Origin of the sequence: Bradyrhizobium erythrophlei (assembly GCF_042430365.1) — a bacterium.
Lineage (GTDB): Bacteria > Pseudomonadota > Alphaproteobacteria > Rhizobiales > Xanthobacteraceae > Bradyrhizobium > Bradyrhizobium erythrophlei.
This window is the reverse complement of sequence record NZ_JBHMET010000019.1, coordinates 44690-66898: the sequence shown is the minus strand read 5'-3', so window position 1 is coordinate 66898 and position 22209 is coordinate 44690. Positions and strand designations below refer to the sequence as shown.

21 protein-coding genes are annotated in these 22209 nt (G+C 64.1%); 17 read left to right on the top strand and 4 right to left on the bottom strand.

All coding sequences use genetic code 11. From position 1 onward, the window contains the following. Positions 1 to 981 carry an ABC transporter permease gene (locus ACFFWD_RS02810; RefSeq protein ID WP_376961231.1) on the bottom strand — a complete coding sequence of 327 codons (981 nt, stop codon included), beginning with the start codon at positions 979 to 981 and terminating at the stop codon, positions 1 to 3. A 101-nt stretch (positions 982 to 1082) separates the two neighbouring features. Next, positions 1083 to 2681, bottom strand: coding sequence for an ABC transporter substrate-binding protein (locus ACFFWD_RS02805; protein ID WP_376961229.1), 1599 nt, complete (start codon positions 2679 to 2681; stop codon positions 1083 to 1085). Positions 2682 to 3476: 795 nt separating this feature from the next. Here ACFFWD_RS02805 and ACFFWD_RS02800 point away from each other — a divergent pair. The 6 genes from ACFFWD_RS02800 to ACFFWD_RS02775 all read left to right on the top strand — a co-directional run bounded on the left by ACFFWD_RS02800 (position 3477) and on the right by ACFFWD_RS02775 (position 11334). Continuing rightward, positions 3477 to 3731 carry a DUF6489 family protein gene (locus tag ACFFWD_RS02800; RefSeq protein ID WP_376961227.1) on the top strand — a complete coding sequence of 85 codons (255 nt, stop codon included), beginning with the start codon at positions 3477 to 3479 and terminating at the stop codon, positions 3729 to 3731. Between the two features lie 10 nt (positions 3732 to 3741). Next, positions 3742 to 4533 carry an esterase/lipase family protein gene (locus tag ACFFWD_RS02795; protein ID WP_376961225.1) on the top strand — a complete coding sequence of 264 codons (792 nt, stop codon included), beginning with the start codon at positions 3742 to 3744 and terminating at the stop codon, positions 4531 to 4533. Positions 4534 to 4584: 51 nt separating this feature from the next. Continuing rightward, entirely contained in the window at positions 4585 to 6135 is a 1551-nt protein-coding gene (locus ACFFWD_RS02790) for a WS/DGAT/MGAT family O-acyltransferase (protein WP_376961223.1), read from the top strand. Between the two features lie 9 nt (positions 6136 to 6144). Next, on the top strand, positions 6145 to 7140 hold the full coding sequence (locus ACFFWD_RS02785) for an alpha/beta fold hydrolase (protein ID WP_376961221.1): 996 nt from the start codon (positions 6145 to 6147) through the stop codon (positions 7138 to 7140). Positions 7141 to 7275: 135 nt separating this feature from the next. Continuing rightward, positions 7276 to 10509, top strand: coding sequence for a bifunctional cytochrome P450/NADPH--P450 reductase (locus ACFFWD_RS02780; protein WP_376961219.1), 3234 nt, complete (start codon positions 7276 to 7278; stop codon positions 10507 to 10509). A gap of 150 nt (positions 10510 to 10659) precedes the next feature. Beyond that, on the top strand, positions 10660 to 11334 hold the full coding sequence (locus ACFFWD_RS02775) for a polyamine aminopropyltransferase (protein ID WP_376961218.1): 675 nt from the start codon (positions 10660 to 10662) through the stop codon (positions 11332 to 11334). Between the two features lie 108 nt (positions 11335 to 11442). Here the strand turns inward: ACFFWD_RS02775 and ACFFWD_RS02770 are convergent, their stop codons facing one another. Beyond that, a complete protein-coding gene (locus ACFFWD_RS02770; protein WP_376961216.1) occupies positions 11443 to 11910 on the bottom strand; it encodes a nuclear transport factor 2 family protein in 468 nt (155 codons plus the stop codon). Positions 11911 to 12060: 150 nt separating this feature from the next. Further along, positions 12061 to 12981 carry an alpha/beta fold hydrolase gene (locus tag ACFFWD_RS02765; protein ID WP_376961214.1) on the bottom strand — a complete coding sequence of 307 codons (921 nt, stop codon included), beginning with the start codon at positions 12979 to 12981 and terminating at the stop codon, positions 12061 to 12063. Between the two features lie 180 nt (positions 12982 to 13161). Between ACFFWD_RS02765 and ACFFWD_RS02760 the strand changes: the two genes are divergently transcribed. The 11 genes from ACFFWD_RS02760 to paaD all read left to right on the top strand — a co-directional run bounded on the left by ACFFWD_RS02760 (position 13162) and on the right by paaD (position 22178). Beyond that, on the top strand, positions 13162 to 13545 hold the full coding sequence (locus ACFFWD_RS02760; protein ID WP_376961212.1) for a hypothetical protein: 384 nt from the start codon (positions 13162 to 13164) through the stop codon (positions 13543 to 13545). After that, entirely contained in the window at positions 13542 to 14624 is a 1083-nt protein-coding gene (locus ACFFWD_RS02755) for an alpha/beta fold hydrolase (protein ID WP_376961210.1), read from the top strand. The genes ACFFWD_RS02760 and ACFFWD_RS02755 overlap by 4 nt, the downstream gene beginning before the upstream one ends. A 9-nt stretch (positions 14625 to 14633) precedes the next feature. Further along, a complete protein-coding gene (locus ACFFWD_RS02750; protein WP_376961208.1) occupies positions 14634 to 15224 on the top strand; it encodes a GNAT family N-acetyltransferase in 591 nt (196 codons plus the stop codon). Positions 15225 to 15412: 188 nt separating this feature from the next. Then, positions 15413 to 15889 (top strand): phasin, encoded by a 477-nt coding sequence (locus ACFFWD_RS02745; RefSeq protein ID WP_376961206.1) that lies wholly within the window; start codon positions 15413 to 15415, stop codon positions 15887 to 15889. A 218-nt stretch (positions 15890 to 16107) separates the two neighbouring features. Beyond that, on the top strand, positions 16108 to 17391 hold the full coding sequence (locus ACFFWD_RS02740; protein WP_376961204.1) for a DUF445 domain-containing protein: 1284 nt from the start codon (positions 16108 to 16110) through the stop codon (positions 17389 to 17391). Positions 17392 to 17580: 189 nt separating this feature from the next. Next, positions 17581 to 18351 (top strand): esterase/lipase family protein, encoded by a 771-nt coding sequence (locus tag ACFFWD_RS02735; protein WP_376961202.1) that lies wholly within the window; start codon positions 17581 to 17583, stop codon positions 18349 to 18351. Positions 18352 to 18549: 198 nt separating this feature from the next. Continuing rightward, positions 18550 to 19419 carry a phenylacetic acid degradation operon negative regulatory protein PaaX gene (paaX, locus tag ACFFWD_RS02730; protein WP_376961200.1) on the top strand — a complete coding sequence of 290 codons (870 nt, stop codon included), beginning with the start codon at positions 18550 to 18552 and terminating at the stop codon, positions 19417 to 19419. Positions 19420 to 19494: 75 nt separating this feature from the next. After that, positions 19495 to 20487, top strand: a complete 993-nt coding sequence (paaA, locus tag ACFFWD_RS02725) for a 1,2-phenylacetyl-CoA epoxidase subunit PaaA (RefSeq protein WP_376961198.1) — start codon at positions 19495 to 19497, stop codon at positions 20485 to 20487. Between the two features lie 12 nt (positions 20488 to 20499). Next, positions 20500 to 20787: a 1,2-phenylacetyl-CoA epoxidase subunit PaaB gene (paaB, locus tag ACFFWD_RS02720; RefSeq protein ID WP_066504298.1), complete on the top strand. Its 288-nt coding sequence runs from the start codon at positions 20500 to 20502 to the stop codon at positions 20785 to 20787. Positions 20788 to 20904: 117 nt separating this feature from the next. After that, on the top strand, positions 20905 to 21681 hold the full coding sequence (gene paaC / locus ACFFWD_RS02715; RefSeq protein ID WP_376961195.1) for a 1,2-phenylacetyl-CoA epoxidase subunit PaaC: 777 nt from the start codon (positions 20905 to 20907) through the stop codon (positions 21679 to 21681). After that, entirely contained in the window at positions 21675 to 22178 is a 504-nt protein-coding gene (gene paaD / locus ACFFWD_RS02710) for a 1,2-phenylacetyl-CoA epoxidase subunit PaaD (RefSeq protein WP_376961193.1), read from the top strand. Before paaC ends, paaD begins: the two co-directional genes overlap by 7 nt. The last annotated feature ends 31 nt before the right edge of the window (positions 22179 to 22209 follow it).

Here is a 22209-nt window from a genome sequence, read left to right as displayed (position 1 = left end):
TCACGTCGCGCGGCTGACGGTCGAGCGCAGGCGCGGATCGACCACGGTGTAGAGAATGTCGACCACCAGATTGATGGTGACGAAGATCAGCGAGACCATCAGCAGATAGGCCGCCATGATCGGGATATCGACGTTTTGCACCGCCTGTACGAACAGGAGCCCCATGCCTGGCCACTGGAACACGGTTTCGGTGATGATCGAGAAAGCAATGACCGAGCCAAACTGCAGGCCGGCCACCGTGATCACGGGGACCAGCGTGTTCTTCAGCGCGTGGCCGAAATGGATCGCGCGCGTGGTCAGGCCGCGTGCGCGGGCGAAGCGGATATAGTCGGTGCGGAGCACTTCCAGCATTTCGGCGCGCACCAGCCGCATGATCAGGGTCATCTGGAACAGGCCGAGCGTGATCGACGGCATGATCAGCGCCTTCAGCCCCGAGAGGGTGAGCAGCCCCGTAGTCCACCAGCCGAGCTTCACCACCTCGCCGCGGCCGAACGAGGGCAGCCAGCCCAGTGTCACCGCGAACAGATATATCAGGAGGATGCCGATCAGGAAGGTCGGCAATGAGATGCCGATCAGCGACACCGCCTGGAATAATTTGGCGAGAACGGTGTCGCGGCGCAGCGCCGAGTAGACGCCCATCAGGATGCCGAACACCATGGCAAACAGCGTGGCGCAGATCGCGAGCTCCAGCGTCGCCGGCATCCGCTCCATCAGGAGCGAGGAGACCGGCAGGCGGAATTGATAGGACACGCCGAACTTGAATTGCACGGCATTGATGAAGTAGCGGCCGAACTGCACGAGCACGGGATCGTCGAGGCCGAGCGACTGCCGGATCGACGCCCGCTCCGCAGCCGAGGTGTCGATCGAGACGATCTGGTTCACGGGATCGCCGGCGAAGCGGAACATCGAGAACGCAATGATGCCCACAGCGATCATGACGCCGATCGCCTGGAGCACGCGACGAAGAGTGAAAGCGAGCATCTCTACCTTTCACTTCTCTTCAGACTTGGCGCCGCGTTGCGCAGCCGGAAAACGAGAAGTCCCGGAAGCAGGCGCTTCCGGGACCCAATTCGCAAGGTCATTCATTCGTCCTGCTTGGTTGCCCAGTACAGCAGGACCTGGTTGTCCGCGCGCTGGGTCAGCTTGACCTTCTTCGCGACGCCCCATGCCAGCGACTGCTGGTGCAGCGGAATGTAGCCGTACTCCTTGATAACGATGTCGTAGGCCTGCTTGATCAACTGGTCGCGCTTGGCGGTGTCGGGTTCGACCAGCACCTTGTCGGTGAGCGCGTCGACCTCCTTGTTGCAATAGCCGCCGAGATTGGCTTCGCCGCGGGTGGCATCCTTCGCATCGTCGCGGCAGCCGAGGATGTCGTGCAGTACGTTGTGCGAGTCTGACGTCGCTGGGGTCCAGCCGAGCATGAAGAACGAGGTCTGATAGCCGCCGGGCTTCAGGACTTTGGCGAAATACTGCGCTTTCGGCTGTGCCAGCAGATTCACCTTGACGCCGATGCGGGCGAGCATGCCGACCACCGCCTGGCAGATCGCGGCGTCGTTGACGTAGCGATCGTTCGGGCAATCCATCGTGACCTCGAAGCCGTCGGGATAGCCGGCCTCGGCCAACAGCTTCTTGGCGCCGTCCGGATCGAGCTTCGGCCGGGTGAAATCCTTCGACAGCGGGTAGAGCTGCGGCGCGATCATCAGCACCGAGGGCGTCGACATGCCGCGCATGACGCGATTCTTGATCAGCTCGACGTCGATCGTCTTGTAGATTGCCTCGCGGACGCGGACGTCCTTGAAGGGGTTCTTGCCCTTGACGTTCGAGTACAGGAGTTCGTCGCGCGCCACGTCCATGCCGACGAAGATCGTGCGGATTTCCGGTCCGGTCATGACCGCGGCGTTGCCGCTCGAATTGACGCGCTGGATGTCCTGGATCGGAACCGGCTCGATGACGTCGACTTCGCCGGAGAGCAGCGCGGCGACGCGCGTGGCGTCGGAGGCGATCGGCGTAAAGATGATCTCCTTGAGATTATGCTCCGGCTTGCGCCAGTAGTTCGGGTTCACCTTGTAGACGGTCTTCACGCCGGGCTGGTGGCTCTCGATGGTGAAGGCGCCGGTGCCGTTCTCGTGGAGCGACGCATAACTCGGTGTGGTCGCGGAGGCGGGCGTCGGTGCGACGGAGTTGTTCTCCTCGCACCACTTCTTGTCCATAATGTACCAGCTATCCCATTGCGAGATCAGGATGGGATTGGGCGAGTCCAGCGTCACGTCGACCGTGTAATCGTCGACCTTGGCGAACTTGGCGTCGGCCGGAACGTTGCTGAGGAAGTTCGAGCCCTTGGCGCGGACGCGCTCGGCGGAGAACAGCACGTCATCAGCGGTGAAGGGGTCGCCATTGTGGAATTTCACGCCCTTGCGCAAATGGAAGCGCCATTTGGTCGGGGTCAGCGTCTCCCAGCTTTCCGCCAGCCCGGGGACGATCTTCAGGTCCTTGTCGCGGGCGATCAGTCCCTCATAGACATGGCCGTGGTGGGCGATCGTGGTGGATTCCTTCAGCGTATAGGGGTCGAGAGACTTGAGTTCGCCCTGGTTGGCGTAACGCAATGTCTGGGCCGAAGCCGGCACAGCAAAAGCGACGATCGCGACGGCTGTCGCTGCAAACAAACCCCGACATACGGACATTGATTCCATCCCCATTTTATTGTCCGCCGGTTGAGTGCATCCGGCAGATATTACCTTCCATGTTGCCGAAGTTTGCACGCCGCGCAAGCGCGATTTTCCCAAGAAGGTGATCGGTTTGCGACTGTGCGACGCAACGAGTGGCTTCAGGATAGGCGGCAGGCATAAGCGCGTGACATTCAACTTTCGGAGTGCCGTATGGCGGAACTGAAGGCCGGCGTCGTAGCCCTGAGGGCAGGGATGGTCGGCGTCGGCGCCGCTTTGCACTTGCAAAAACGGGGCCGCGCTGTGGTCCTGATCGACCCGTCACCGCCCTGCCGGTGAAGAGATGCGCTTCGGCAATGCTGGACTCGTCGAATGAGCGACCGTCTTTCCCGCCATGTTGCCGCGTGATTTCGACGAAATCCTCGGCTGCGCGCTGAACCGCAAGCCGCATGTCCGCTCCGGATTTCCTGCCGTGGCTCGTGCGCCGTTTTGCCGCCTCCTCACCGGCGCGGGCACCCATGAGTGCGCGAGCGGGATTGCCGCGGATCAGGCAGAGCCTGATTGAACATGAGGCACTGGCCGCAGAGGCCGGCATGCCGGACTTGTTGTGCAAGACCGGCTGGCTCAAGATTGGCCGCCGGGGCCGGCTGGACCCCGTTTGCCGACACCGGGCCCCTTTGCGGCAGAGCGGTTTGGTTGACCATAACGGATGATTGAGGCCGACTTTGCCCCCAGGGCGGTTCGGGTCGCTTGCGTGACGAGCCCAGTCGCGGCGATACTGACGCTATTCAGGGCGCATTTGAGGAGGCGGGTATGAAGGTCAATATCGAGATAGATTGCACGCCCCTCGAAGCGCGGCAGTTCATGGGCCTGCCGGACGTGTCGCCGATGCAGACTGCCGTCATGGACAAGCTGCAGCAACAGATGGTCTCGAACATCGAGAAAATCTCGCCGGAATCGCTGATGCAGAGCTGGTTCACCTTCGATCCCAAGATCGCCGAACGCTTTCAGGACATGTTCGTGACGATGGCCGGCCTCGGCGGCATGGGCAAGAAGGACAAGAAATAGGGGCGCGGCCATGGACGGGAGCGCTGAGGTGACCGAACGCCGATTGCGCCCGCCGAGCCTACTGCTGATGCTCGCGGAAGCGCGCAGCGTGTTCGAGCTCAATTCGAGCCTCTTGCTATCGCCGCTCCTGCTGCAGGCGCCGAGGGGCGATGGCCACCCGGTGCTGGCGCTGCCGGGCTTCCTCGCCAGCGACCTCTCGATGGCGCCGATGCGGCGCTATCTGAAGGAACTCGGCTACGACGCCTACGCCTGGAACATGGGTCGCAATTTCGGTGGTGTCGCCTCCAGGCGCGGCGCGCTGCGCGATCTGTTGAAGCGGGTTCACGACTCAAGTGGCCGCAAGGTCTCGATCGTCGGCTGGAGCCTCGGCGGCATCTATGCGCGCGACCTGGCGCTGCAGATGCCCGACATGGTGCGCTCGATCATCACGCTCGGCAGCCCGTTCGCCAACGATATCAGGGCCACCAACGCGACGCGGCTCTACGAGCTTTTGTCCGGCGAAGCGGTGGACGACATCCCGGAGATCCGTGCGGCGATCGCCGGCGACATGCCGGTGCCGGCGACCTCGATCTACTCCCGCACCGACGGTATCGTGAACTGGCGCACCAGCCTGCTGCGGCCGTCGGCGACCGCGGAGAACATCGAGGTGCATTTCGCCAGCCATATCGGGCTCGGCGTCAATCCCGCCGCGCTATGGGCGGTCGCCGACCGCCTGGCGCTCCCCGAGGGTGAATTCAGGCCTTTTGACCGGTCCGGCCCGTTTGCCATTGCTTACGGGGCGGCAGAGAATGCACTATCCTGACTGAGTGACGAGAAGCGCCGCCAAGGCGCCCGTTGGTTCCCGGAGGAAATCATGAGCGACGCCAAGAAGCTGTCCTCGCTGGACGCATCGTTTCTCTATCTCGAAACGCCGGAAATGCCGATGCATGTCGGCAGTATGGCGATCTTCCGCCTGCCCGATGGCTACAAGGGCGACTTCTTCGAAGAATTCAAGGCGATGATCGCCTCGCGGCTGCACGTTGCGCCGATCCTGAAGGCGCGCCTGCAAAAGGCGCCGCTCGACATCGATCATCCGTCCTGGGTCGAGGACGATCAGTTCGACATCGACCGCCACATCTTCCGCGCCAGCCTGCCCGCGCCGCGCGACCGTGCCACGCTGGAGCGCATCGTCGGCTGGATGCATGCCAAGCTGTTGAACCGCGCCCGCCCGCTCTGGGAGTTCTACGTGTTCGAGGGCATGAAGGACAACGAGATCGGGCTCTATTCCAAGATGCACCACGCCTGCATCGACGGCGGCGCCGGAGCTGCGCTGACCAGCATGATCTACGACCTGACGCCGGTGCCGCGGGAGGTCGACCCGCCGACCGCGAAGAAGGTCGCGCCGGAACCGCGCGACATCGCGGCCAATCTGATCGACGCCTATCAGCAGCTCTGGACCCAGCCGTTCGAGGCGGCGGCCGCGGCGCAGAAGGGCCTGGAGTTGCCGCGTTCCGGCAAGAGCGACCTCGGCTCGATCCTGTTCGACAACGCCATGTTCCAGATCGAGAACGCGGTGAAGTTCGCCGGCAGCATGCCGACCGTGCTGAAGAGCCTGTCGGACGTCGTCGCCAAGATCGCGGATCCGAAGTCGCGCGAGAGCCTGCAGGCCATGGCCTCGCCGCCGACCATGCTCAACAAGGCGATTTCGTCGGAGCGCAGCTTTGCCGGCACCTCGGTCTCGCTGTCGCGGGCCAAGGCGCTCGCCAAGCAGGCCGGCGGCAAGCTCAACGACGTGGTGCTGGCGCTCGCCTCCGGCGTGGTGCGGCGCTATCTGATCAGCCAGGGCGGCCTGCCGAACAAGTCGCTGACGGCAGCCGTGCCGATCTCGCTGCGCGAGGAGGGCAACGCCGATTCGAACAACCAGGTGTTCGGCATGATCTGCGCGATCGCGACCAACGTGGAGGATCCCAAGGCGCGGCTGGAGGCCATCATCGCGCAGTCGACCAAGTCGAAGGAGATGTCGCATCCGCTGCGCGCCCTGATGCCGCAGGTCTCCAACATCTCGATGCTCGGCGCGCCGATCCTGGTGCAGATTCTGGCGCTGCTCTACAGCCGCTCCGACCTCTCCAACGTGCTGCCGCCGTCGGCCAACATTACCGTATCCAACGTGCCGGGACCGCGGCAGACGTTGTATGCGGCGGGTGCCGAGCTCCTGCACATCTTTCCGGTCTCGATCTCGACCCACGGGATCGCGCTCAACATCACCGTGCAGAGCTACCGCGACCAGCTCGATTTCGGCTTCATCGCCGGCGCCAACATCATTCCCCATGTCCAGGTTTTGTGCGACATGCTGCCGCTTGAATTCGATGCACTCGAGGCGGCGTTCGCGCCTCCGCCTGCCGACATCAAGGGCGCGGCCGAGTAGGGGGTTGCGATGATCAATATGCCGCCGCTGCAGTTCGCCGAGACGAACGGCATCCGCATGGGGTTCTACGAAGCCGGCCCCAAGACCGACACACCGCCGGTGGTGCTCTGCCACGGCTGGCCTGAGCTCGCCTTTTCCTGGCGGCACCAGATCAAGGCGCTGGGCGAGGCCGGCATCCGCGTGATCGCGCCGGACCAGCGCGGCTATGGCGCGAGCGACCGGCCGGAGCCGGTCGAGGCCTACGACATGGAGCACCTGACCGGCGACCTCGTCGGCCTTCTCGATCACCTCAAGATCGACAAGGCGATCTTCGTCGGCCATGACTGGGGCGGCTTCGTCGTCTGGCAGATGCCGCTCCGCCACCCCTCGCGCGTCGCCGGCGTCGTCGGCGTCAACACGCCGCATTGGGATCGCGCGCCGATGGACCCGATCACGCTGTTCCGTCAGCGCTTCGGCGAGCACATGTACATCGTCCAGTTTCAGGATCCGGCGCGCGAGCCTGACAGGATCTTCGGCAGCCGGGTCGAGCAGACGTTCGACGCCTTCATGCGCAAGCCGGTCGCCCGCCCGCCCGGTGCGCCGGAGGAACAGCCGATCGCCGGCGTCGGCGCGTCGGCCCGGCTCAATCTGGCGTTCCCGCAGATGATCGCGAATTACGACGCCAGCCATGATCCGCGGACGCCGATCCTGACGGCGGAGGAGAAGAAGGTGTTCGTCGACACTTTCATGAAGACCGGCTTCACCGGCGGCATCAACTGGTATCGCAACTTCACCCGCAACTGGGAACGCTCGGCGGGGCTCGACCACACCGTACGGGTGCCGGCGCTGATGATCATGGCCGAGAACGACGCGGTGCTGCCGCCGTCGGCCGCCGACGGCATGGAGCGGCTGGTGCCGGACCTGGAGAAATACCTGGTCCGCGACAGCGGCCATTGGACGCAGCAGGAGAAGCCCGAAGAAGTCAGCGCCAAGCTGATCGAGTGGCGTAAACGAAGGTTCGGATAGGCGTCATCCCGAGGTGCGCGCCAGCATCAGTGCGCTTCGAAGGATGAAGGGGACAGGAGCAAGCGGCCATCCTTCGAGACGCGCGCGTTGCGCGCTCCTCAGGATGACGGCGCGTAGTAAGGGGGCGCTTCCAACATGGCATCCGGCAACAGACTGAGTCCGATCCCGCATCCGCCGACGAAGCCGGTGGTCGGCAACATGCTGTCGCTGGATTCGACGGCGCCGGTACAGGATCTGGTGCGGCTCTCCAAGGAGCTCGGTCCGATCTTCTGGCTCGACATGATGGGCGCGCCGCTCGTGATCGTGTCCGGCCACGACCTCGTCGACGAACTGTCCGACGAAAAGCGCTTCGACAAGGCGGTACGCGGCTCGCTGCGCCGAGTGCGCGCGGTCGGCGGCGACGGCCTGTTCACCGCCGACACCAAGGAGCCGAACTGGAGCAAGGCGCACAACATCCTGATGCAGCCGTTCGGCAACCGCGCGATGCAGTCCTATCACCCGAGCATGGTCGACATCGCCGAGCAACTCGTGAAGAAATGGGAGCGGCTGAACGCCGACGAGGAGATCGACGTCGTCCACGACATGACGGCGCTCACGCTCGACACGATCGGCCTGTGCGGTTTCGACTACCGCTTCAATTCGTTCTACCGCAAGGACTACCACCCCTTCGTGGAAGCGCTGGTCCGCTCGCTCGAGACCATCATGATGACCCGCGGCCTGCCGTTCGAGGGCCTGTGGATGCAAAAGCGGCGCAAGACGCTCGGTGAAGACGTCGCCTTCATGAACAAGATGGTCGACGAGATCATCGCCGAGCGGCGCGGCAGTACGACTGCGACCGACGACAAGAAGGACATGCTGGCGGCGATGATGACCGGCGTCGACCGCGCAACCGGCGAGCAGCTCGACGACGTCAACATCCGCTACCAGATCAACACCTTCCTGATCGCAGGCCACGAAACCACCTCCGGCCTGCTGTCATGCACGATCTATGCGCTGTTGAAGCATCCCGACGTGCTGAGGAAGTGCTACGAGGAGGTGGATCGCGTCCTCGGGCCCGACGTCAACGCGAAGCCGACCTATCAGCAGGTCACGCAGCTCACCTACATCACGCAATGCCTGAAGGAGGCCTTGCGGCTGTGGCCGCCGGCGCCGGCCTATGGCATCGCGCCGCTGACCGACGAGACCATCGGCGGCAAGTACAAGCTCAAGAAGAACACTTTCATCACCATTCTGGTGATGGCGCTGCATCGCGATCCCAGCGTCTGGGGCCCGAACCCCGACAAGTTCGATCCGGAGAATTTCAGCCGCGAGGCGGAGGCCAAGCGGCCGATCAATGCGTGGAAGCCGTTCGGCAACGGCCAGCGCGCCTGTATCGGCCGCGGCTTTGCGATGCATGAGGCGGCGCTTGCGATCGGGATGATCCTGCAACGCTTCAAGCTGATCGACGTGCACCGCTACCAGATGCACCTGAAGGAGACGCTGACGGTCAAGCCCGACGGCTTCAAGATCAAGGTGCGGCCGCGCGACGACAAGGATCGCGGCGCATTCGTCGGCAGTGCGGGAACGGCGGAGGCGGCCCCGAAGGCACCGCGCGCGCCGACCACGCGCCCCGGCCACAACACGCCGATGCTCGTGCTCTACGGCTCCAACCTCGGCTCCGCCGAGGAATTGGCGACGCGCATGGCCGACCTCTCCGAGATCAATGGGTTTGCGACACGCCTTGGCCCGCTCGACGACTATGTCGGCAAGCTGCCGGAGGAGGGCGGCGTCCTGATCATCTGCGCCTCCTACAATGGCGCGCCGCCCGACAACGCCACGCAATTCGTCAAATGGCTCGAAAGCGACCTGCCGAAGGACGCCTTCAGCAAGGTTCGCTACGCGGTGTTCGGCTGCGGCAACAGCGACTGGGCCGCGACCTACCAGTCGGTCCCCCGCCTGATCGACGAGAAGCTGACCGCGCATGGCGCGCGCGCGGTCTATCCGCGCGGCGAGGGCGACGCGCGCAGCGACCTCGACGGCCAGTTCCAGAAATGGTTCCCGGAGGCGGCAAAGGTTGCGACGAAGGAATTCGGCATCGACTGGAATTTCACCCGCACCGCCGAGGACGAGCCGCTTTACGCGATCGAGCCGGTGGCGCAGGGCGCGGTCAACACCATCGTCACCCAGGGCGGCGCGGTGCCGATGAAGGTGCTCGTCAACAACGAGCTGCAGAACAAGTCCGGTGCCAACCCGTCGGAGCGGTCGACCCGCCATATCGTGGTCGAGCTGCCGGCCAACCTGAAATACTGTGTCGGCGATCACCTCAGCGTGGTTCCGCGCAACGATCCGACGCTGGTCGATTCCGTCGCGCGCCGCTTCGGCTTCCTGCCGGCCGACCAGATCCGTCTGCAGGTCTCCGAGGGCCGCCGCGCGCAATTGCCGGTCGGTAATGCCGTGTCGGTCGGGCGGCTGCTCACCGAATTCGTGGAACTGCAGCAGATCGCGACCCGCAAGCAGATCCAGATCATGGCCGAGCACACACGCTGCCCGGTGACGAAGCCGAAACTCATGGCCTATGTCGGCGACGACGATGCGTCGGCCGAGCGCTATCGCACCGAGGTGCTGGGCAGGCGCAAATCGGTGTTCGACCTGCTGGAGGAATATCCGGCCTGCGAGCTGCCGTTCCACCTTTACCTGGAGATGCTGTCGCTGCTTGCGCCGCGCTACTACTCGATCTCGTCGTCGCCGGCGGGCGAAGCGTCGCGTTGCAGCGTCACCGTCGGCGTGGTCGAGGCGCCGGCAAGCTCGGGCCGCGGCATCTACAAGGGCGTCTGCTCGAACTATATGGCACGCCGCCGCGCCGGCGACACGGTCCATGCCACGGTGAAGGAGACCAAGGCGGGCTTTCGCCTGCCCGACGATAATACGGCGCCGATCATCATGATCGGACCGGGCACCGGCTTGGCGCCGTTCCGCGGTTTCCTGCAGGAGCGCGCCGCGCGCAGGGCGCAGGGCGCGACGCTCGGACCTGCGATGCTGTTCTTCGGCTGCCGCCATCCGGAGCAGGACTTCATCTACGCGGACGAGCTCAAGGCGTTCGCGGCCGACGGCATCTGCGAGCTCTACACCGCGTTCTCGCGCACCGACGGCCAGAAGACCTATGTGCAGCATCTGGTGGCCGCACAGAAGGATCGGGTCTGGGACCTGATCCAGAACGGCGCGATCATTTATGTCTGCGGTGATGGCGGCAAGATGGAGCCGGACGTCAAGGCGACGCTGATGTCGATCTATCGCGAGCGTAGCGGTGCCGATGCCGACGCCGCCGCGCGATGGATCGATGATCTCGGCGCGAAGAACCGCTATGTGCTTGATGTGTGGGCAGGCGGATAGCAGGGTCTTGTAGCCCGGATGGAGCGCAGCGAAATCCGGGGTAATCTTCCGCATATGGGGCAGCCCCGGATTGCGCTCCGCTCCATCCGGGCTACGGCGTAATAGCGCTTTGCGCACTTCCTGCCAGCTGGTCGTGCTACAAGCCGTCGCATGATTCCGTGGGAAAAGATCGACACCGCACGTATTCCCGGCACCGCCGGTGAACTGCGGCTCATGCGGCGGGGCCGCGAATTCTCCATCATGCTCGGCACCAACGAGTTGATGAACAGCCGCCTCAGCGGGTCTGAAGCTGCGCTCGCCACACTGGCCGTCAGGAAAATTGAAGCGGTCGCGAAGCCGCATGTGCTGATCGGCGGATTGGGCATGGGCTTTACGCTTCGGGCAGCGCTCGCCGCATTGGGAGCTAATGCGCGGATCGTCGTGGCCGAACTTGTACCAGCCATGGTTGCCTGGGCGAGGGGACCGATGGCGGAGATCTTCGGCGACAGCCTCGGCGATCGGCGCTTGAGCATTCGGGAGACCGATGTCGCCGACGTGATCCGGTCGCATCCGCGAACCTTCGATGCGATCCTGCTTGATGTCGACAATGGCCCGGAGGGGTTAACGCGGAAGGCCAATGATGCGCTGTATAGTTCCGCCGGATTGCAAGCGGCGCATGCGTCGTTGCGGCCTCGCGGCGTGCTCGCGGTCTGGTCTTCCGGCCCCAATCCGTCCTTCACGAAACGTCTGCGCGCGGCCGGTTTCGAGGTCAACGAGGTCGCCGTGCGCGCCACCGGAAGAGGCCGCGGCGCGCGCCATGTGATCTGGGTTGCAACGAAGGTATAGGTTTTGCGTTTGTAGCCCGGATGTAGCGAAGCGAAATCCGGGGGCAGTCGATCCGCGTGTGAAACTGTCCCGGATTGCGCTGCGCTCCATCCGGGCTACGGGAGCGCCTCAAAACATGGTATTGCCGTTCGCCGGGTTTTCCGGAATCGGCTGCGCGACGTCCCAGTGCTCGACGATCTTGCCGTTCTCGAGCTTGAAGATGTCGACGATCGCGGTGCCCCTTGTGCCGGGCTCGCGCACGGCATGAACGTGCAGGATCACGTGGTCGCCGTCGACGAATGAGCGCTTGATCTCGCTATGCGAGTTCGGGAACTTGTCGCGCAGGAAGGCGATGAACTTGCGGAAGCCTTCGGAGCCGTCGGCGGCGTTGGGATTGTGCTGCACATAGCGGTCGCCGACATAGGCCAGCGCGGCGTCGGCGTCCTTCTGGTTCAGCCCTTTCTCGTAGAAGGCCAATACGGCTTTCCGGTTGGCTTCCTGCTGAGCCTCGCTCGATGCCGCACTGGCCGCAGGGGCTGCGAGCGCAAGGAGGATGGCGGCGGCAATCGCCGTCCGCGGGCGGAACAAGGCATTCATCTGAAGGCTCCCGGTAACCGATGGTGCGCGTCGCACGCAGCGCCTTGTATAAGCTCCGCGCTTCCGGCCCGGAAGAACGCACCTTGACGTCACATGGTTACCCCTCGGAAACCCCTGTCCGGAATTCACCTCCTGCGAATCGCCGTGAGGTCACGCCGCCTTCGCCGCCGCGCCATGTGCGTGCTTGTCGATCGCGTCGATGATCTGCGGCCACATCGGGATCGGCAGCGCGTGGCCCATGCCTTCGATCATCAGGAGCTTTGCGCCTGGTATCGAGGCGGCGGTGTCCTTGCCGCCTTCGGGGCGCACCAACGGATCGACGGTGCCGTGGATCACCAAAGTCGGCGCCTTAACGCTGCGCAGGCGTTCCTTGCGGCTGCCGGAGGCCAGCACCGCGCGGAGCTGGCGGCCGACGCCGGCCGGGTTGAGCCCGCGCTCATAGGTGCGCGCCGCGCGCGCCGGGTCGAGCGCTTCGTCTTCCGGGAACGAGCCAACGCGCAGGATCTTCCAGGTCTGGGCGAAGCGCGCGAAATACTCCTCCTTGGTCGCCGGCGGTGGCGCCATCAGAACAGCGGCCGCCTCGCGGGTCGGCCCCGGCACTTTTGGATTGCCAGTGGTCGACATGATCGAGGTCAGTGATCGCACGCGCTCGGGAAACGAGATCGCGATCTCCTGCGCGATCATGCCGCCCATCGAGGCGCCGATGATGTGCGCCGACTTGATACCGAGTGTATCCATCAGCCCGACCGTGTCCCTGGCCATGTCGATCAGGCGGTAGGGCGCCGCGACCGGGATCTTCAGGAAGCGCAGCTTGAGCAGTTCAAGCGCGGTCAGCCGCTTGCCACCGGTCATGTGCGAGGATTTGCCGATGTCGCGGTTGTCGAAGCGGATGACGCGGAAGCCGCGTGCGGCAAGCTGCCGGCAGAATTCGTCGTCCCAATGGATCATCTGGGCGCCGAGGCCCATGATCAGCAGCAGCGGTTCTCCGGTCGCATCACCGAAGATCTCGTAGCAGATGTCGATGCCGTTGGCCCGGGTGATTTGCGGCAACTGATGGGCGAGCGTGGTCACTGGCTGTCCCCTGATCGTATCGCGGTCAGACCTCTATGCCACGGTTTGACGCAGCGCAGAAGGCTTTCGATCGCGCTGCTAACAGCACGCAGTTGACCGATCAGCGACAACGGTGTGGTATGCGCAAAACAAAGCGGAAGCGCGACAAGCGCTCGAAAGTTGGTTTGGAGGAGCGCCGAAATGGCCGACAAGGGCAACGACCCTGCCGTGATCTGGCAGACGATGATTGGCGAGATGGAGAAGGGTTTCAACGCCTTTGCCAACAAGGCGATGGCATCGCCGGAATTCTCCAAGGCGATGAATCAGGCCGGCGGCATCGCGGCGGGCGCCCAAAGGCAGATGTCCGAGCTGATGGAGAAATATCTGCTCGCGATGAATCTGCCGAGCCGCGCGCAGCTCGTCGGCATGGCCGAGCGCCTGCAATCCATCGAGGGCCAGCTCAACGAGATCAAGGCGCTCTTGCAGCAGGTGCATCACAATTCGCTGGCGCCCGACGACAGCTACGGCGCAACGGCGCGCCCGCCGCGCACCAAGCGTCCGCCATCCGAGGGAGAGCCAAAATGAATGCTCCCACAGGGTTTGATTTCGTATCGATCTCGGAACGCGTGCAGTCCGAGGTGCAGCGCGCGATCCAGCGCAGCATCAAGGGCGTCGAGTATTTCTCGACCACCGGCCCGTCGCTCGGCTCGACGCCGAAGGACGTGCTGCATTCGCGCGGCACCATGAACCTCTATCACTACCGGCCGCTCGCGAGCGAAGTCTATCGCGTACCGGTCCTGATCGTGATGGCCACCACCAATCGCGGCTACATCCTCGACATGGTGCCGGGCCAGAGCTTCATCGAATTCCTGCTCAAGCACGGCTACGACGTCTATATGCTGGACTGGACCGCGCCGAAGCCCGAGGAGAAGTCGCTTCGCATGGAGGACTACGTCCTCGACTTCATCCCGGAGTCGGTGCGCCGGGTGCAGCAGGATTCCGGCGAGAAGGACATCTCCGTCGTCGGCTATTGCTTCGGCGGCGTATTGGCGCTGCTGTACGGCTCGATCTTCCACGATGGGCCGATGAAGAACCTGATCTGCTTTACCACGCCGATCGACTTCCGCGAGATGACGCTGTTCTCGAATTTCTCCGATCGCCGTTATTTCGACGTCGACGGCCTGATCGACAGCGTCGGCAACATGCCGCCCGAACTGATCCTGCAGTCCTTCGAGATGCTGCGTCCGGCCTCGCGCGCGGCAAGCCAGATACAGCTCTGGGACAACATCTGGAACGACGAGTTCGTGAAGTCCTACCGGATGTTCGACCGCTGGGCGACCGACACGCTGCCGCTAGCCGGCGAATACTTCCGCGCCATCACCAAGGACCTGATGTGGGACAATAAGCTCTACAACGACACCATGACGGTCGGCGGGCGCGAAGCGAAGCTTGCCAACATCAAGGTGCCGATCCTGCATGCGGTTGCCGAGCACGACCACATCGTGCCTTATGACGCGGCAAAACATCTGATCACCAAGATCGGCTCCGAGGACAAGGAGGAGGTGATGCTGAAAGGCGGTCACGTCAGCCTCGTCGCCGGCGCCAATGCCATCAAGCGGCTGTGGCCGAAACTGGACTCCTGGTTGGGCAAGAGATCGACATAAGAGATCAACATGAGTGAACAACGTTCCTATCCGCGTCACGTCAAGACCGACGCCGGCGACATCGAATTCCGTCTGATGACGCGGGCCGATGAGGCCGCGGTCCTCGACTTCGCGCAGAAGCTGCCGACGCATGACCTGCTGTTCCTGCCGCGCAACATCAGCCAGCCCAAGGTGCTGTCGGCCTGGGTCAACGAGATCGAGCGCGGCGACATCACGAGCCTGCTCGCGATCAAGGACGGCACGGTGGTCGGTTGCGGCACGCTGGTGCGCGACCCGCATTCCTGGTCACCCCATGTCGGCGAGATCCGGATGGTGGTGTCGCTTGATGTCCGTGGGCAGGGCGTCGGGCGGGCACTGTCGCAGGAGACCTTCGCCATCGCGCTCGGCGCAGGGCTCGAGAAGTTCTCGGTGCAGATGACGGTCGACCAGCGGGCGGCGATCGCGCTGTTCGAAGGCCTCGGTTTCAAGGCCGAGGCCCTGCTGCGCGACCATGTCCGGGACGCCGACGGCAAGAAGCACGATATCGTCGTGCTCGGCCATAATGTGGCGCTGGTCCGGGCACAGATGGAGGCTTATGGCCTGCCGGACGCGGTTCAGTAGTAATTAGGCACCGTTTATCGCCGGTTCCGCAGGCGACCTGCCGGACTTTTACGCTACTCACGGATTCGTGATATCGCGCTGCAGCATTGATGTTGCGGCGCACCATTAACTATGGCACAACACACCTGCCCCGGGCCAATCCGGACGGGGTGAGCCCATAGCTCAAACCTGAGGATGGAGAGACCCCAATGACCACCGAAACCAATTCCGTGCTTGATAGCGTCAAGGAAGCCTTCGCGCCCGTCACCGAGGCGTTCACCAAGCTCCAGAACCTGGAAGTTCCGGAAGCCGCCCGTGAGTTCGTGAAGAAGCAGGCCGAGACCGCCAAGACTCGCGCTGCCGATGCGTATGCCGGCTCCGAGAAGGTCACCGCCGTGATCGAATCCGCTGTCGCCGGTTCGGTTTCCGAGGCCGCCAAGATCAGCCGCAACATCCAGCAGGCGATCTACCAGGACGCTGAGGCGTTCTTCTCCGGCATCGACAAGCTCGCGTCCGCCAAGTCGCTGAGCGAAGCCGCCCAGATCCAGTCGGACCTGGTCCGTGCGCGTGGCGAAGTGCTCGTCTCGCGGGCGAAGGCCACCACCGAGTATCTCGGCAAGCTCGTCGCCGACGGTGCGAAGTCCGCGCAGGACAACTTCGCCAAGATCTACGGCAAGACCGCCTGATCGCGCTGATCCGACCAACTGCCCATTTCGAAGGCCCGCTTAGGCGGGCCTTCTTTTTGTCGGACGTTTCCATACATCGTGGTCGTCGCGCTCGCCGTCATTGCGAGGAGCGAATGCGACGAAGCAATCCATTTCTCCACGCGTTGCGGCACGGATTGCTTCGCTTCGCTCGCAATGACAGCTAACCTCCTGCCGACGCAAGAGCCCTCGCGAGCATCATGACCCTTCCCGCCGCCCTCATCGCAACTCCAGCTGACGCCGAACGCGCGGCCGAATTGCGTCGCGTGAAGTGGCTGGCGACGGGGGTGCTTGCGGCAACCTTTGCGATCTTCATCGCCTCCAAGGCCATGCTCTCGGTGCACCCCGTCTTCGGCTTCATCGCAGCCTTCGCGGAGGCCGCGACCATCGGGGGGCTTGCCGACTGGTACGCCGTCGTCGCGCTGTTCAAGCGGCCGCTCGGCCTGCCGATCCCGCACACCGCGATCATCCAGAGCAACCAGGAACGCATCGCCGAGAAGCTCGGCGAATTCATCGAGAAGAACTTCCTCGAGGCGGGGCCGGTCGAGGCCAAGCTGCGCGAGATCGATTTCGGCGCCTTCATCGCCGACTGGCTGCGCGACCGCAAGCGGGCGGAGGATCTTTCGCGCTTCGTCTTGCGCATGCTGCCGGAGGCGTTCGCGGCGACCGAGACCTCGGGCCTGATGCAGTTCATCACCCGCCGCGTCACCACCCAGATTCAGTCGATCGATGTTGCGCCGCTTGCCGCCGGCGCGCTGCGCGGTTTTGTGCAGGACGGCAAACACGAGGGCCTGCTCGACGACATCCTGCGCGTCATGCATCAGACGCTGACGCACCCGGAAACCATGGCCGTGATCCGCGACAAGGTCCGCGCCGAGATGCCGACGCTGCTCAAGCTCTATCGCGCCGACAAATTCGTGGTGAACCGCATCATCGCCTCCGCCACAAAATTCTTCGAGGAGGTGCGCAACGATCCCAAGCATCCGTTCCGCGGCGAGTTCGACCGCATGTTGCTCTCCTTCGTGGATCGGCTCGGCAGCGACCGCGCCTTTGCCGATCGCATCGAGGGCCTGAAGCGCGACCTCCTGGCGCGGCCGGAGCTCGCCAATCTCGGACGCACCATCTGGGCCAATGTGAAGGACTTCATCGAGCGCAGCGCGTCCGGCGAGTCGCAGGTGCTGCAGCATCAGCTTGCACGGATGTTCGTCGAGGCCGGCGAGGCGCTGGCGGGCGACGCCGAGCTGCGCGGCGAGATCAATCAGGGACTCGTTGCGATCCTGCGCACCGTCGTCGCCGAGCAGAAGAGCGGCGTCTCGACCTTCATCGCCGACCAGATGAAGGCATGGGACATGGAGCAACTGATCTCCCTGATCGAGGTCAATGTCGGCAAGGACCTGCAATACATCCGCTTCAATGGCTCGCTGATCGGCGGGCTTGCCGGGCTTGCGCTTTACACGCTGGAATACGCATTGCGGCTGTTGTGACCAATTAGGCACGTCGGCGTTTTTAGTTGTGGCAAGTGTGATGTGGGCCGCTTGCAAGAAAGTAATCGCTTCCCTAGCTTTTCACGACAGATTGTTGCGTTGCCGAACGATTCCGTCAGGTTTTGCGTCAACCCACTGACCCATGGCCGGCTGCCGAGACGTAAGGGGCCGACTGAAACAGGAGCTTGAATGTCCGTTGCTGCGCAGACGCTTCGCCCGCCGTCCAGGACGCTGATGTTTCTGGAAGGCCGCGCCATCCACGAACTCGGTGCCTTCCTCGGCGCACTGCCACTGCTGAGCCTCGCGCCACGCGGCGATGGGCATCCGGTGCTGGTGCTGCCTGGGCTCGTGGCTTCCGACATGTCCACGCGCCCGCTGCGCAGCTTCCTCAAGACCAAGGGCTACGCCGTCAGCGGCTGGCGTCAGGGCCGCAATCTCGGTCTGCGCCCCGGCGTGCAGCATGCGATGGTCGACCTGTTGCAGGAGATGAGCGACACGCACGGCCGCAAGGTCTCGCTCGTCGGCTGGAGCCTCGGCGGTCTCTATGCGCGCCAGCTCGCCAAGATGATGCCGGAGCGCGTGCGCCAGGTGATCACGCTCGGCAGCCCGTTCGCCTCGAGCCCGAAGGCGACCAACGCCTGGCGCGTCTATGAGATGGCGAGTGGCCGCAGGGCCGAGGAAGAGGATGCGCGCTTCGGCGGTTCGCTCGCGGGTGCACCGCCGGTGCCGACCACGGCGATCTTCAGCCGCACCGACGGCATCTGCGCCTGGCAGGGTTGCCGCGAGCAGGAATCATCGATGTCCGAAAGCATCGAGGTCGAGAGCAGCCATTGCGGCATGGGCCATCATCCGGCGGTGGTCTACGCGGTCGCCGATCGCCTCGCGCAGGCGGAAGGCGAATGGGCCCCGTTCGACCGCGGCGGCTGGCGCAGCATGATCTATCCGGATCCGAATCGCTGATTACCGTCCGGTTGCGGGCCGCGCTGCTGCGGCTGCGGCCTCATGGTTCGAGATGCGCGGCGTTGCCGCGCTCCTCACCATGAGGGTTAAGACCTCATCCTGAGGAGCGGCGCTTGCGCCGCGTCTCGAAGGATGCAGCCCGCTGTCGCCCACGCGTCCGCATTGTCGTGAATCGGAAAAACGCGGTATGCCTTGAGCATGCCGCAGCCGCTTGACCGCATCGTCGACCAGTTGAAGCGCGAGCCGTCGCGCACGGGCTCCATCGTCATCACCGTGTTCGGCGATGCCATCGTGCCGCGCGGCGGCTCGGTGTGGCTCGGCACGCTGCTCGAATTCTTCAAGTCGCTCGATATTGACGGCAGCGTGGTGCGCACCGCGATGTCGCGGCTCGCCGCCGACGGCTGGCTGGAGCGCAACAAGGTCGGCCGCAACAGTTTCTATCGGCTGAACGCGAAGGGGCGGCAGACCTTCGATACCGCAACCAAGCACATCTACGATCCGCCGCCGTCGGACTGGACCGGCCGCTTCGAGCTCCTGCTGATCGGCAATGCCGAGGACCGCGACGTCTCGCGCGACGCGCTGAAGAATGCCGGCTTCGGCAGCCCGCTGCCCGGCGTCTGGGTCGCGCCATCGGGCGTGCCGATCCCCGGTGAAGCCACGCGTGCGATCCGCCTCGAAGTCTCCGCGGAGGACGACGCCGGCAGGCGTTTGCTCAGCGAGAGCTGGCCGCTTGATCGCACCGCGGACGCCTATCTGAAATTCATGAAGACGTTCGAGCCGCTGCGCGGCTGGATCGGCCGTGGCGAGGCGCTGAGCGATGCCGACGCCTTCACCGCACGGATCCTGCTGATCCACCACTACCGCCGCGTCGTGCTGCGCGACCCGCTGCTGCCGGCGCCGCTCCTGCCGACGGATTGGCCGGGCAGGGCGGCGCGACAGCTCTGCGGCGAAATCTATCGGGGGCTACTTTCGTCGTCGGAACAATGGCTTGACCAGCACGCGACCAACGAGGACGGGCCTTTACCGAAGCCCAACGGGGCCGTCGCACGCCGGTTCGAGGGGGTGTAAATGTGTTACAGAAATATCTTGCATATGGAAATTTTTGTTATATATTGACCTCAACAACATCCGGGGAGGTCGGCCATGTACACGCAGGCGCTCAACACATCCGACGGCGATGATCGAGGGTTGGAAGATGCCGCCCGTGCCGCGCAGTTCCAGGCACGCATCGATATCGACGAGCGCATCGAGCCGAATGACTGGATGCCCGCGGCCTATCGCAAGACGCTGACCCGGCAGATTTCCCAGCACGCTCATTCCGAAATCGTCGGCATGCTGCCCGAGGGCAACTGGATCACCCGTGCCCCGTCGCTGCGCCGCAAGGCTGCACTGCTCGCCAAGGTGCAGGACGAATGTGGCCACGGCCTCTATCTCTATGCCGCCGCCGAGACGCTCGGCTCCTCACGCGAGGAGCTCGTCGACGCGATGCTGTCCGGCAAGGCAAAGTATTCCTCGATCTTCAACTATCCGACGCTGACCTGGGCCGACATCGGCACCATCGGCTGGCTGGTCGACGGCGCCGCGATCATGAATCAGATCCCGCTGTGCCGCTGCTCCTATGGCCCCTATGCGCGCGCGATGATCCGCGTCTGCAAGGAGGAATCGTTCCACCAGCGCCAGGGTTTCGAGATCATGGTGACGCTGTGCCGCGGCACCGATGAGCAGAAGGCGATGGCGCAGAACGCGCTCGATCGCTGGTGGTGGCCGGTGCTGATGATGTTCGGCCCGCCGGACAAGGTGAGCCAGCACAGCGACACCTCGACGAAGTGGAAGATCAAGCGCTTCTCCAATGACGAGCTGCGCCAGAAATTCGTCGACGCCACGGTGCCGCAGGCGCAGTTCCTGGGGCTGACCATTCCCGATCCCGGCATGAAGCAGAACGCGAGCGGCAATTGGGAATACAGCCCGATCGACTGGACGGAGTTCAACCAGGTTCTCGCCGGCAACGGCCCTTGCAACCGCGACCGTCTCGCCGCGCGCCGCAAGGCGCATGAGGAGGGCGCCTGGGTGCGCGAGGCCGCCGCGGCCTATGCCGAGAAGCGCAGGAATCGCCAGCTCGCGCAAGCCGCCGAATAGAGGAGCGCCGCCATGGCCACGCCGAACACACCGCTCTGGGAAGTCTTCATCCGCAGCCGCAACGGCCTCGCGCACAAACATGTCGGTTCGCTGCATGCGACCGACGCCACGCTGGCGCTGCAGGCCGCGCGCGACATCTACACCCGCCGTGGCGAGGGCCTGTCGATCTGGGTGGTGCCGTCGAACGCGATCACCGCGTCCGATCCGTCCGAGAAGGGCATGATGTTCGAGCCGGCAGAGTCGAAGATCTACCGGCACCCGACGTTTTACGACGTGCCTGACGAAGTCGGGCATATGTGACTTTGCCTTCGCCGCGTCATTGCGAGCGAAGCGAAGCAATCCATCGGACCGCAAAGCAAGTGTGGATTGCTTCGTCGCTCCGCTCCTCGCAATGACGGAAACTAGCGAGTTGATCAAATGGCCGCTGCCAACATCAAGGTCTCCGAAACGCCGCTGGTGCTTTACGTGCTGCGCCGCGCCGATGATGCGCTGATCCTGGGCCATCGGCTCTCCGAATGGTGCGGCCATGCGCCGGCGCTCGAAGAGGACATGGCGCTCGCCAATATGGGCCTCGACCTGCTCGGCCAGGCACGCGAGCTCTACACCTACGCCGCCAAGGTCGAAGGCAACGGCAATGACGAGGACACGTTCGCGTATTTGCGCGACGTTCGCCAGTATCGCAATCTCCTGCTGCTGGAGCAGCCGAACGGGGATTTCGCCCGCACCATGGTGCGGCAGTTCTTCTACGCGGCGTTTGCCGATCTGTACTGGCGCGCGATGATGAAGTCTTCGGATCCGACGCTGGCCGCGATCGCGGCGAAGTCGGAGAAGGAGAGCGCCTACCATTTGCGGCATTCATCCGAGTGGATCGTCCGGCTCGGTGACGGCACCGAAGAGAGCCATCGCCGCACGCAATCCGCGATCGACGATCTCTGGGCCTATACCGGCGAGATGTTCGCCGTCGACGACAGCGAGCGCGGCCTGATCGATACCGGCATCGCGATCGATCCGGCGTCGTTGCAACCGCAATGGCTCAAGACGGTCGCTGATGTCGTGAGCGAGGCGACGCTGGCGCTGCCGAACAACAACTGGATGCAGCAGGGCGGCCGCAGTGGCCGGCACAGCGAGCATCTTGGCCATCTCCTCAGCGAGCTACAGTCGCTGCAGCGGACCTTTCCGGGGGCGACATGGTGACGGCTATGATCAGCGATGCCGATTTGCGCCGGCGCGCCTGGAGCGCGGCCGCGCAGGTGGTCGATCCCGAAATCCCGGTGCTGACGATCGAAGATCTCGGCGTGCTGCGCGACGTCGCAGTGCAGGACGGCCAGGTCGAGGTCGCGATCACGCCGACCTATTCCGGCTGCCCCGCGATGAATATGATCGCGCTCGAGATCGAGCTCGCGCTGGAGCGGGAGGGGATCCAACGCCCCAAGATCCGCACCGTGCTGTCGCCGGCCTGGACCACCGACTGGATGAGCGAGGATGGCCGCCGCAAGCTGAAGGCGTACGGCATCGCGCCGCCGGAGCCGGGCTCGTCCCGCCGCGCACTGTTCGGCGCGCAGCAGGTGGCGTGTCCGCAATGCGGCTCCGCCAACACCGAGCTCCTGTCGGAATTCGGTTCGACCTCCTGCAAGGCGCTGTGGCGTTGCAAGAGCTGCCGTGAACCCTTCGATTACTTTAAGTGTCACTGACCATGTACGACGCTATCCAAACAAGCACACC